The sequence below is a fragment of the Methylomonas sp. genome (genome assembly GCF_023228165.1).
GTDB lineage: Bacteria > Pseudomonadota > Gammaproteobacteria > Methylococcales > Methylomonadaceae > Methylomonas.
In genome coordinates this window covers 1-11,243 of record NZ_JALOBS010000064.1, presented here as the reverse complement: position 1 = coordinate 11,243, position 11,243 = coordinate 1, and the positions used below count along the sequence as shown (strand labels likewise).

Annotated in this window: 12 protein-coding genes; 1 reads left to right on the top strand and 11 read right to left on the bottom strand. The window is 52.2% G+C overall.

Annotated features, from left to right (window positions below):
• Nucleotides 1-207 precede the first annotated feature (207 nt).
• Genes M0R33_RS23895 through M0R33_RS23880 form a run of 4 tightly spaced genes read right to left on the bottom strand, consistent with a single transcriptional unit; the run spans nt 208 to nt 3,273 of the window.
• A complete protein-coding gene (locus tag M0R33_RS23895; RefSeq protein WP_292574468.1) occupies nt 208-618 on the bottom strand; it encodes a DUF393 domain-containing protein in 411 nt (136 codons plus the stop codon).
• A 5-nt stretch (nt 619-623) separates the two neighbouring features.
• Nucleotides 624-1,361, bottom strand: a complete 738-nt coding sequence (locus M0R33_RS23890) for a rubredoxin-like domain-containing protein (protein ID WP_292574467.1) — start codon at nt 1,359-1,361, stop codon at nt 624-626.
• Between the two features lie 29 nt (nt 1,362-1,390).
• On the bottom strand, nt 1,391-2,791 hold the full coding sequence (fumC, locus tag M0R33_RS23885; RefSeq protein ID WP_292574466.1) for a class II fumarate hydratase: 1,401 nt from the start codon (nt 2,789-2,791) through the stop codon (nt 1,391-1,393).
• Between the two features lie 38 nt (nt 2,792-2,829).
• The gene (locus tag M0R33_RS23880; protein ID WP_292574465.1) at nt 2,830-3,273 is read right to left on the bottom strand and encodes a ferritin-like domain-containing protein; all 444 of its coding nucleotides are present in this window, start codon (nt 3,271-3,273) and stop codon (nt 2,830-2,832) included.
• A gap of 231 nt (nt 3,274-3,504) precedes the next feature.
• Here M0R33_RS23880 and acnA point away from each other — a divergent pair, with 231 nt between their 5' ends.
• A complete protein-coding gene (acnA, locus tag M0R33_RS23875; RefSeq protein WP_292574464.1) occupies nt 3,505-6,192 on the top strand; it encodes an aconitate hydratase AcnA in 2,688 nt (895 codons plus the stop codon).
• Nucleotides 6,193-6,282: 90 nt separating this feature from the next.
• On the opposite strand, the gene M0R33_RS23870 is transcribed toward acnA, so the two are convergent.
• The 7 genes from M0R33_RS23870 to M0R33_RS23840 all read right to left on the bottom strand — a co-directional run.
• Entirely contained in the window at nt 6,283-7,452 is a 1,170-nt protein-coding gene (locus M0R33_RS23870) for a hypothetical protein (protein WP_292574463.1), read from the bottom strand.
• Between the two features lie 40 nt (nt 7,453-7,492).
• Complete coding sequence (locus M0R33_RS23865) at nt 7,493-7,738, bottom strand: succinate dehydrogenase assembly factor 2 (RefSeq protein WP_292574462.1); 246 nt, start codon at nt 7,736-7,738, stop codon at nt 7,493-7,495.
• Nucleotides 7,735-8,517 carry a succinate dehydrogenase iron-sulfur subunit gene (locus M0R33_RS23860; protein ID WP_292574461.1) on the bottom strand — a complete coding sequence of 261 codons (783 nt, stop codon included), beginning with the start codon at nt 8,515-8,517 and terminating at the stop codon, nt 7,735-7,737. Before M0R33_RS23860 ends, M0R33_RS23865 begins: the two co-directional genes overlap by 4 nt.
• Entirely contained in the window at nt 8,517-10,301 is a 1,785-nt protein-coding gene (sdhA, locus tag M0R33_RS23855) for a succinate dehydrogenase flavoprotein subunit (protein ID WP_292574460.1), read from the bottom strand. The genes M0R33_RS23860 and sdhA overlap by 1 nt, the downstream gene beginning before the upstream one ends.
• Before the next feature lie 3 nt (nt 10,302-10,304).
• Nucleotides 10,305-10,673 (bottom strand): succinate dehydrogenase, hydrophobic membrane anchor protein, encoded by a 369-nt coding sequence (sdhD, locus tag M0R33_RS23850; protein WP_292574459.1) that lies wholly within the window; start codon nt 10,671-10,673, stop codon nt 10,305-10,307.
• A gap of 12 nt (nt 10,674-10,685) precedes the next feature.
• Entirely contained in the window at nt 10,686-11,057 is a 372-nt protein-coding gene (gene sdhC, locus M0R33_RS23845; protein ID WP_292574458.1) for a succinate dehydrogenase, cytochrome b556 subunit, read from the bottom strand.
• 33 nt (nt 11,058-11,090) lie between these two features.
• The coding region (locus M0R33_RS23840) for a succinate dehydrogenase assembly factor 4 (protein WP_292574469.1) at nt 11,091-11,243 on the bottom strand (153 nt) is incomplete at its 5' end.

Here is an 11,243-nt window from a genome sequence, read left to right as displayed (position 1 = left end):
TAAAAATTTGCAAGAAATTAATATCTATTTTACTAATTTCTTGCAATTATTGCTCGTCTTTTTATTTAATTATTTATTGTATTTCAATGCTTTAGATGTGAATTTATGGCTTTTCAGGGACGACTAAATAGATTTTAGTTGCACCTAATCGCGGCATAGCAACTAAAAATCGCCCGTTAAAACTTCAGAAAAGCACGAACCCGGTTATTACCCGGCCAGCAAACCTCGTTTTCTCAGCCGTCGGTTAACCTGCCAATGGTAGAGTTTTGCCAATAAAGGTTTAATGACCGGAAGACTCAACAACCAGGCAAAAGGTTTCAAAACCGTCACCTTACTCATCAACAGAATATAGGCATCCAGCTCGAAGACGATCCGGCCACGGGTATCGCGGACATGCAGTTCCGATAATGCCCGGTACGGATCAATACCCAGCTCGTGCAGGCGGTTTTCCTGGCCGGTAATATCGAACCAGCACACTTGTTCAGCCGCACTACCGGCCAGCTTTTCGTAACTTGCCCGGTCGCGCCGACATTTAGGACAAGCGCCATCGTAAAAAACCGTCAACTTTTGCACATCCGTATTCCTATCAACCGAATTTTCCGGATTATCGGTGTGCATTGCGCTCAACCTTTCCGTACCAGCGTTTCGAAATCGGGCAACCAATCGATAAATTCGGCAATATAGTTATAACCGCACACGGTTTTTAAATCTCTGCCACTAACGATGTCCAGAATGCGTTTGGCTTGGTTTAAAGTTTCCGAAGTGGGCCCGAAAGGATTGAATTGCATACCGGTATTGCTCTGAAATACATAGTCGCAGATGAACAAGGTCTGCCGATAAATATAAAAAGTAAATCCGGGCGTATGGCCGCCAGTGTGGAAAGCTTCTATGCCATGGACAACAAAATCGTCTGCAAAACGCTGGTCAACGTCGAATCGTGCAGCCAGTTCGTTTTGCGCATCCAGTTCATGTAACCAGACGTTGGCGGACCATAATCGCCGATATTGATTGGAGGCCCCCATGAAATGATGGTGGGTAAACAGAATGGCGCTTACCGGGGCTAGATTACGGTTAAACGCCGACGGCGAATCTATCCAGACGGCTGCCGATTCGGTTTCGATACGATAAGCCGCATGCTCCAATCCCAGTTTGGGTGCCGACAGCAGTTGAGCGACCGAATCACTTACGCCGTGTAGATTGACCCGATACGTCGTTTCGGCCTCGTCCCACGGCATGAACTGGTCATGCCGGGCACCGCAAAAAGGGCAAATGTCGGGCATTTCGCCTATCATGTTGTAACCGCATTGCAGACAAACCCATTGCGGATGGTCGGGTAATTTATCGGTATCGGAACTATTCATGGTTTGCCCTCTCCTCGATTCTGCCCGGTTCAGCCCGGCACAACCATGCGCTCCGGTCTGACTAGGCTATCGAATGTCGCCGCGTCGATCAGACCGCTGTTAACGGCCGCTTCACGCAGCGTGCTTTTATTTTTTAACGCCGCTTGCGCGATATGCGCAGCCTTGTCATAACCGATATGCGGCACCAGCGCGGTTACCAGCATCAAGGAATTTTCCATCAATTCAGTAATACGACCTTGATTTGGCGTAATACCCGCAACGCAATACTGATTAAAACTGTTGATCGACTCGGCTAATAGTCTGATGGATTGCAGTACGTTAAAGATAATCACCGGCTTAAACACATTGAGTTCCAGCTGTCCCTGTGCGCCGGCAATGGTTACCGTGGCGTGATTGCCCATGACTTGCGCACAAACCATGGTCATGGCCTCGCACTGGGTTGGATTGACTTTTCCGGGCATGATGGAGGAGCCGGGTTCATTCTCCGGCAGAATCAATTCACCTAACCCGGCACGTGGTCCGGAAGCCAACAGGCGGATATCGTTGGCGATTTTATTCAGACTGACGGCAATGCAGTTCAATACGCCGGACACTTCGACCAGGGCATCATGGCTGGCCATGGCTTCGAACTTGTTGGCGACCGACGTGAACGGCAACCCGGTCACCTTCGCCACCTGTGCCGCGAAATATTCGCCGAACTCCGGTTTTGCATTCAAACCTGTACCGACCGCGGTGCCGCCTTGGGCCAGCGGATAAAGCCGCTTCAGACTATCGTTAATACGTGCCTGACTCAATTGCAATTGGCTGGCATAACCGGAAAATTCCTGACCTAAGGTCAATGGCGTGGCGTCTTGCAGATGCGTACGTCCTACCTTGATAATATCCGCCCAGGCTAAGGATTTATCCCGTAAGGTTTGTTGCAAATGCTGTAAGGCCGGCATCAGCATAACCTGTATTTGCTCGACCGCGGCAATATGCATGGCGGTTGGAAAAACATCATTACTGGATTGACTACAGTTGCAGTGATCGTTGGGGTGGACCGGCGATTTTGCGCCGAGAACACTTCCAAGGCTCAGATTGGCCAGATTGGCAATCACTTCGTTGGCATTCATATTGGATTGGGTGCCAGAGCCGGTTTGCCAGATCACCAGTGGAAAATGCGCGTCCAATTCGCCATCTATAATGCGTTGTGCCGCCTCGGCAATCGCCTGTCCCGTTCGTTCATCCAGGTTATGCAGGCTGACATTAACCAGTGCCGCGCAATATTTGACTATACCCAAGGCGCGAATCAAGGGCCGGGGCAGGCGTTCCTCGCCTATCCGAAAATGCAGCAGCGAACGTTGAGTTTGCGCGCCCCAGTATTTATCGGCCGGTACGGCTATACCGCCCAGCGAGTCGGTTTCGATGCGAGTGACGGATGCCGTGTCCATGCGATTTTCTCAAGAGAGACTCGTAAGTCCGGCAAGGTTTAGCCGCCCGGTTTTAACAGCATCTTGCGCACGTCACCGACGTGAGTTTCCTCCAAAGCGCACATCCTGCGGGCGTATTCTTCCAGCAATACATTGCGGCCTTCCACCAACCCCAATAGGCGGTAGTATTCGGCCAGAGCCTGGGTTTCGTGTTCGAGAGACTCGCGCAGAATATCGCCGATGTCGTGCTTATGGGTCTCCAATAAAGGCCCAATACCCAGCGAAGGATGGCCGCCCAAATGGGTAATCAATTCGCCGGCCTCGTTGGCATGCATCAAGGATTCATTGGCCTGGGCTCGCATCCAGGACACAATCGGGATGCGGTTATAGCCAAAAACCATCAACGCATAGTGAGTGTAACGCACAACGCCGGCCAATTCGGCCTCCAGGATTTTATTTAATACCTGGATGACGGCGTCTTGATCGATTCCGGTGTTAGCCATGATAGCCTCCTGTCTCAGAATGAAGCGGAATTCAACTATAAGCCTTTTAATTCATTTAGGGAATCAATTTAAAGGGTGTACAGAACTAGTGGATCGCTATAGGATGGCCGGCACACACGTTAAATACAATCGCATCAGAACCTGTTCAACAATCTTAATAACAAAGGAATCTTGCAGGTTCGCCGCTGTCGACTGATTAACGGCAACCCTCAAGAGATAAGGAGAGCACCCATGGCAAACCTCGATCCTTTTGGCGCTTTACAACCGCTAGGCCTAGGCTCGGCGACTTATTATTCCTTAAACACGCTTGAACTCAACGGCTTGACAAAACTGACGCGCCTGCCGTTCACGATCAAAATTCTCCTGGAATCCGTATTACGTAATTGCGACGGTTCCGAGAGCAGTGTGGATGATGTGTTGTGTCTGGCCGACTGGCAGCCGCGCGGAAAAAGACTGGAAATACCTTACAAGCCGGCCAGAGTGGTACTTCAGGATTTTACCGGCGTGCCGGCGTTAGTTGATCTGGCCGCAATGCGGGAGGCGATGAACGAACAGGGAGGCGATCCCGGAAAAATCAATCCGCTTATTCCCTGCGATCTGGTGATCGATCATTCCGTACAGGTGGATTATTTCGGTAAGGCCAATGCGCTGTCGTTAAACGAGGAGATTGAGTTTCAACGCAATGCCGAACGTTACCAGTTTCTGAAATGGGGGCAATCCGCATTTCGTAACCTCCGTGTAGTCCCGCCGGCCACCGGTATCGTCCACCAGGTCAATCTGGAATATCTGTCCTCGGTGGTCTTCAACGACAGCCAGCATGTCTGCTACCCGGATACCTGCGTCGGTACTGATTCGCATACCCCCATGGTTAATGGCTTGGGTGTGTTGGCCTGGGGGGTCGGAGGCATCGAAGCGGAAGCGGTAATGCTGGATCAGCCTATCTCCATGCTGGTGCCGGATGTGGTCGGCATTAAACTGACCGGTAGTTTACCGCCCGGGGTTACGGCCACCGATTTAGTGCTGCGAATTACCGAATTGTGCCGGGAGGTTGGTGTAGTCGGTAAATTTGTGGAGTTTTACGGAGCCGGCTTGACTGCCATGAGCGTGCCGGACAGAGCCACTATCAGCAATATGGCGCCCGAACAAGGCGCGACGGTGAGTTACTTTCCAATCGACAACGCAACGCTAGCTTATATGCGGCTTACCGGACGCAGCGACGAACACATCGCACTCACTGAACGTTACGCCAAACAACAAGGTCTGTTTCGTAGCGACACCACGCCGGACCCGGAATTCAGCCAAGTCTTGGAAGTCGATCTGGCCGGTATCGAGCCCGCGCTGGCCGGCCCGAAACGGCCGCAAGACCGTATTCTGTTGAGTCAACTTGGCCCGACTTACCGGCAAATGTTATGCGCGCCGGTGGGCAATCAAGGCATGGGCCTGACCGAGAGCGACCTGGCACGCCAGGGCACGGTATCAAACCACGGTAGCAGCGAGCCGATTACCCACGGTGCGGTAGTGATTGCCGCGATCACCTCTTGCACCAATACCAGTAATCCCTCCGTGATGCTGGCGGCCGGACTGTTGGCTAAAAAAGCCGTCGAGAAAGGACTAAAAGTTAAAAATTATGTAAAGACATCATTGGCGCCCGGTTCGATGGTAGTGACGGAATATCTAACTAAATCCGGCTTGATACCCTATCTGGAGCAACTGGGGTTTTATCTGGTGGGTTATGGGTGTACCACCTGCATCGGTAATTCCGGGCCACTGGATCCGGCCGTGGAACAAGCAATTGTCGAAAACCAGCTGGTCGTGTCGGCTGTACTATCCGGTAATCGAAATTTTGAAGGCCGCGTGCATCCTTTGACCAAGACCAATTATCTGGCCTCGCCGCCGCTGGTAGTGGCTTACGCCCTGGCCGGATCAACAGCCATAGACATCAGTCGTGACCCTATCGGTACGGATATAACCGGTCAGCCGGTATTTCTGCGCGATATTTGGCCCAGCAATGCCGAAATCAGCGAAACGATAAGCCGGTTTGTAACGCCGGATATATTTCGGGAAAAATACGCCAATATCTTTGCCGGCAGTCAAACTTGGCGAAATATCGAGGTCAGCCAGTCGGAACTGTACCCGTGGCAAGAGGATTCCACCTATATCCGCAAACCGCCGTTCTTTTCCGGCATCGACCGACAAACCCAGATTATCAAGCCGCTGAACGGGCTACGGGTGTTGGCCATGTTCGGTGATTCGGTAACTACCGATCACATTTCGCCGGCCGGTCAAATCGCTGCCGATTCGCCGGCCGCGCGCTACCTGACGGAAAACGGCGTACCACAACCGGACTGGAACAGTTACGGTTCGCGGCGCGGCAATGATCAAGTCATGAGCCGGGGCACTTTCGCCAACATCCGGATTCGCAACATGCTGGTGCCCGGTATAGAGGGTAATCTCACCGTGTATCACCCCAACGGCGACAGAATAAGTATTTTCGATGCCGCGATGCGATATAAACAAGCCGGCATACCGCTATGTATACTGGCGGGCAAGGAATACGGCTCCGGCTCGTCGCGGGACTGGGCCGCAAAGGGTCCGTATCTGCAAGGCGTAAAGGCAGTCTTGGCGGAAAGTTTTGAACGCATCCATCGCAGCAACCTGATCGGCATGGGGATTTTGCCCTTGCAATTTATGCCGGGAGACAGCGCGGCAAGTTTGGGATTAAACGGTAGCGAAACCTTCGCTATCGATATCCGCTACGATAACTTGCCGCAGCAACAGATAGAGGTCGCGGCTACCAGCATCGACGGCACCGTCACCCAGTTCAAAACCCTAAGCCGGATAGACACCCCGATAGAGGTTCAATACTATCGGGACGGCGGCATTCTGTGTACTGTCCTAAAGACATTATTGTCTACCTGACATCCATCCGATTCATCGCCATAAGAAAGGAGAAAAACACAACCGGCCAAAATACGCCGATACGAAACCGACGAATGGTTAGTAATGTGGTTAAAGCTTTCCTTGCGCCAACAAGCACCATTGGGAACGCTCGGTGACGTGTCTGGCCAATACGCCGGCGGCGGTTTCAAGTTGCCGGGCTATCGCTTCGTTATTCAAAGAGCCAAACGCGCCGCCGCGAATGGCCTTGCCGACACTACTGGCCGCGGATGCTTCCGCTTGTTTGGCTAAGGCCTGGATATACTCGAACTGCTGCGCCGTGAGGCTCAAGTGTATCGCCTTGGATTGATTATGCCTGTCCATATGCCAGTCAAAAGCGATGGGTTGATCCGCGGTTTGAAAGGCCATCACATCGAATTCGGTTGGCTGCTGGCCGGCAGTCGAGTAAGCCAGCACCGGTAATGGCGCCAACGTATCGCGCATGGCATCCAGAAAGATGCGCATCACATCGGCACCGATTTGACTATGATCCACCTTCAAGTTGTCCGCGCTGCCGGATCCTCCCGAAAAGCCGAATTGGCTACCGTCCCGGTCGATAAATCCGGCGACCTTCAAGCCGGCGGGTCTTAATCTAGGCTGCAGCATATCCAGCAAGGCATTCACCTTTGGATGGTTAGGATTGTGTTGTAAAATACCCGCAATGTCGGCGCGCAAGTCTTGTTCGTCTTCGCTCCGCAGTTGAGTGAAGTCCACCGGCTTAATGAAATAAGCGGTTAAATAGGCGCGGCTAAGCTTTTTCAGCAATAGCAGGTCTTGCTCCGAATCGATCGGATGTTGCTGAATGTATTCAACGATTTTCTCGGCTTTTTGGCGGATTTTTTCGCTAATAACGCTGTCCGGCATGCCGACCAGATCGGAAATAATAAGATTGGCGGTAAAATGGTCGACTAAGTTTCGTAAATGCGTCCTGGCTTGCAGGGCATGTTCCGCAAGACTGGGTTTATCGAATAGGCCTAATTGATTCAGCAATAAGCCATTTTCCGAATGCGCTTTTAGCTTATCGATCATTTGCCCAAAGCCTAGCTTTACGTTTGCCGTTGCAGGCGCCATGCAATCGGCAAACTCAACCGGATCGACCGACGGCGTGATGGCCAAGGGTAGTTGAAAGCCGTTAATACGGTCCAGTTGCCCAAGCTGCGAAGGCGCATCCATCGTGCTACAACCAGACAGTATCAAAAGCGACAGAACCGCAACATGGATAGTTAATTTATGTGTCGGCATAACAGACCTCCAAAACCAACGGATCATGCTCGGCAAACAGCTATTGCCGAACAGGCAATGCGCGGATCTTGCTAACAAGAGGCACCAGGGCGGAACGTGCGGGTATGCTCTCCCCCATCAAATAACGCATTAATTCGGTATCTTCACAATCCAGCAGTTGTAAAAAAGCCTGCTGTTCGCCCGGCTCGGCGGACAGGAAAGCGTTTTCCAGATAGCGAAGCAGTAACAAATCCAGCTCCAAAGTGCCGCGCCGGCAGCGCCAGCGCAGCTTGTTAAGCTCACTCATGAATGGTCGCGTTGTACCAATTGTTTTTTGATTTCCGCAATGGCTTTAGCCGGATTGAGCCCTTTCGGACAAGTATCGGTGCAATTCATGATGGTATGGCAGCGGTAGAGTTTGAACGACTCATTCAGTTCGTCCAAGCGCTCCTGATCGTTGGTATCGCGGCTATCCGCCAGCCAGCGGTAGGCTTGCAGCAAGACGGCAGGGCCGAGGTATTTATCGCTGTTCCACCAATAACTGGGGCAACTGGTCGAACAGCAGGCGCACAGCACGCATTCGTACAAACCATCCAGTTTGGCCCGCTCGTCCCGGCTTTGCAGGCGTTCAGCGTCGGCCGGCGGTTCGGCATCATTGGTCAACCAGGGTTTGATGGATGTGTATTGCTCGAAGAAATGACTCATATCCGCGACCAAATCCTTAACCACCGCCATATGCGGCAACGGGAAGATTTTCACGGTACCTTTGTAATCGGCAATCGCTTTGGTGCAGGCCAAGGTGTTTTTGCCGTTGATGTTCATGGCACAGGATCCGCACACGCCTTCCCGGCAGGAACGCCGAAAAGTCAGACCGCTGTCGATTTCGTTTTTGATTTTTAAAATGGCGTCCAGCACCATCGGGCCACAATGATCCATATCGATTTCATAGGTATCGATACGCGGGTTTTCACCCGCATCGGGGTTCCAACGATACACTTCGAAATTGCGGATATTGGTAGCACCAGCGGCTTTAAAGGTTTTGCCTTTTTTAACCACCGAATTTTGGGGCAGCGTAAATTCAACCATTAGTAAACCCTCTCTTTAGGCGCTACAACGTCAACTTCGTCGGTCAATGTATACAAATGGACCGGCCGGTAATCGATTTTGACTTGATTGTTTTCCCGCCAGGTCAGCGTATGTTTCATCCAGTTTTCATCATCGCGCTTAGGAAAATCCTCGCGGGCATGACCGCCGCGGCTCTCCTGGCGATTGCCGGCCGCCGTGATGGTAACTTGGGCCTGTCCCAGCAGATTATCCAGTTCCAATGTTTCCACCAGATCGGTATTCCAGATTAGGGATTTGTCGCCGACTTTCACATCCTCAAACGAGGCGGCCACTTCGCCCATGCGCTGTATACCTTCCTGTAAGGTTTTTTCGGTTCTAAATACCGCCGCTTTGGATTGCATAGTGTTTTGCATGTCCAGGCGTATTTGGGCCGTGGAACGGTTGCCATTGGCGTGGCGAATTTTGTCGAATCGGGTCAAGGCCGTGTCGGTGGCATCTTTTGCCAACGGTTTATGCGGCATGCCGGGTTTGATCAATTCGGTGCATCGAATAGCCGCCGCACGCCCGAACACCACCAAATCCAGTAACGAGTTGGAACCTAACCGATTGGCACCGTGAACCGACACGCAGGCCGTCTCGCCGATCGCCATCAGGCCGGGCACCACATAATCCGGATTGCCGTCTTTTAAGGTGACGACTTCGGCTTTGTAATTGGTTGGAATCCCGCCCATGTTGTAATGCACGGTCGGTAGTACCGGGATCGGTTGCTTGGTGGCATCGACGCCGGCAAAAATACGGGCGGTTTCGGTAATACCGGGCAAGCGCTCGTGAATGATGGCCGGATCCAAATGTTCCAGATGCAGATAAACATGATCCTTTTTAGGGCCCACGCCTCGGCCGGCGTTGAGTTCTATGGTGATGGCACGGCTCACCACGTCGCGCGAGGCCAAGTCTTTGACATGCGGCGCATATTTAACCATAAAGGCTTCGCCTTCCGAATTGGTCAGGTAACCGCCCTCCCCGCGCGCGCCTTCCGTCATCAAACAGCCGGAACCGTAAATGCCGGTAGGATGGAATTGCACGAATTCCATATCCTGCAACGGTAAACCGGCCCGCAAGGCCATGCCGTTACCGTCGCCGGTCACGGTGTGTGCCGAGGTACAGGACAGGAAGGTACGTCCGTAACCGCCGGTAGCCAACACGGTTTGATGGCCGCGAAACAAATGAATCGAACCATCGTCCAGACACCAAGCCAGCACGCCACGGCATTCGCCGCCTTCCATAATTAAATCCAGGGCTATGTATTCGACGAAAAATTCCGCATGATGCTTTAAGGCTTGTTGATACAAGGTATGCAGAATGGCATGCCCGGTCACGTCGGCAGCCGCGCAAGTGCGTTGCGCCTGCCCTTTGCCGTAATGTGTGGACATGCCGCCGAACGCACGTTGATAAATTTTGCCTTCCGGGGTTCTGGAAAACGGCACGCCGTAGTGTTCCAGTTCGATGATGGCCGGGATCGCCTCTCTGCACATATATTCGATGGCATCCTGATCGCCCAGCCAGTCGGATCCCTTGACGGTGTCGTACATATGAAAACGCCAGTCGTCTTCGCCCATGTTACCCAAAGCCGCACTGATGCCGCCTTGCGCGGCAACGGTATGACTACGGGTAGGAAAAACTTTGGTAATACAGGCAGTCTTTAGGCCTTTTTCCACCATGCCGAAGGTGGCACGCAAGCCGGCGCCGCCGGCGCCAACCACTACCACGTCATGTTGGTGTTCAATGATGTTATACGCTGAGGCCATGGATTACCTATCAATAAGAATGAAGAAAATTGCAACTAAAGCCGCAACGCCCAATGCTAGAAAAATTAAATTAGTCGCACGTATCGCTAAATGCCGAGTAGACAGGCTGGAAACATAATCTTCGATAACGACCTGCACACCCAATGCGGCATGAAAAATTACGGCCACTGTCCAGGCAATGATGGCCGAGGCATTGATAGGCGATGTTAGCCAAGCCACAGTGTCCGCGTAGGGCGCGGTGAGCGCTTTATTAAGCAACAAAAGCAACCATACCGATAAGGGAATTAACGCTAGCGCCGTAACCCGCTGGTACCAGAAATGGCCGGTGGCATTATGAATTGAAAAACAATCGGCGATTTTGGCGAGAAACATGGCGTACTCCGATTAAAAAAGTAAAAAGGCGGCGAATGTCAAGATTGCCGAACAGCCCAGCTCGATCAGTGCATATCTATTCATGGTGGCACGATCGAAAGTTTTGCCTACATCCCAAATCAAATGCCGAATACCGTGACATAAATGGAAGAACAGGGCATAAACAAACCCCCAATACACCAGCTTGAACAGCCAGAACGACATAAATGCCTGCATGTCCAGGTAAGTTGACTCACCGGCGGCGATGGCAAGCAGCACATAAACGAATAACAACAAACCCATCGACAACAGGACGCCGGTCATACGATGAGTGATGGATATCAAGCCGGTTAAGGGCAAACGATAAACTTGCAGGTGGGGAGAAAGTGGTCGGTTGGCTGACATGGTTTACCCTATACTTGATTTGAAAAACGCTGCCTAGAAATCGACGCAGCGCCCCTTTCGTTCCCAATCGCCGTAACGCGTGGGCTCCGGCCCTTTCGGACCGTTAACTTCCGCCACCTCATGCTGTTCGGTATGCGGTGTTTCTTGCTCGGCCTCGGCAGTCGAGCCGGTATCCGTGTTCGGTGT

Excerpts from the sequence above, each read along its gene's own strand:
- M0R33_RS23895 (WP_292574468.1), bottom strand. The coding sequence starts at position 618 with ATGCACACCGATAATCCGGAAAATTCGGTTGATAGGAATACGGATGTG.
- M0R33_RS23890 (WP_292574467.1), bottom strand. The coding sequence starts at position 1,361 with ATGAATAGTTCCGATACCGATAAATTACCCGACCATCCGCAATGGGTT.
- fumC (WP_292574466.1), bottom strand. The coding sequence starts at position 2,791 with ATGGACACGGCATCCGTCACTCGCATCGAAACCGACTCGCTGGGCGGT.
- M0R33_RS23880 (WP_292574465.1), bottom strand. The coding sequence starts at position 3,273 with ATGGCTAACACCGGAATCGATCAAGACGCCGTCATCCAGGTATTAAAT.
- acnA (WP_292574464.1), top strand. The coding sequence starts at position 3,505 with ATGGCAAACCTCGATCCTTTTGGCGCTTTACAACCGCTAGGCCTAGGC.
- M0R33_RS23870 (WP_292574463.1), bottom strand. The coding sequence starts at position 7,452 with ATGCCGACACATAAATTAACTATCCATGTTGCGGTTCTGTCGCTTTTG.
- M0R33_RS23865 (WP_292574462.1), bottom strand. The coding sequence starts at position 7,738 with ATGAGTGAGCTTAACAAGCTGCGCTGGCGCTGCCGGCGCGGCACTTTG.
- M0R33_RS23860 (WP_292574461.1), bottom strand. The coding sequence starts at position 8,517 with ATGGTTGAATTTACGCTGCCCCAAAATTCGGTGGTTAAAAAAGGCAAA.
- sdhA (WP_292574460.1), bottom strand. The coding sequence starts at position 10,301 with ATGGCCTCAGCGTATAACATCATTGAACACCAACATGACGTGGTAGTG.
- sdhD (WP_292574459.1), bottom strand. The coding sequence starts at position 10,673 with ATGTTTCTCGCCAAAATCGCCGATTGTTTTTCAATTCATAATGCCACC.
- sdhC (WP_292574458.1), bottom strand. The coding sequence starts at position 11,057 with ATGTCAGCCAACCGACCACTTTCTCCCCACCTGCAAGTTTATCGTTTG.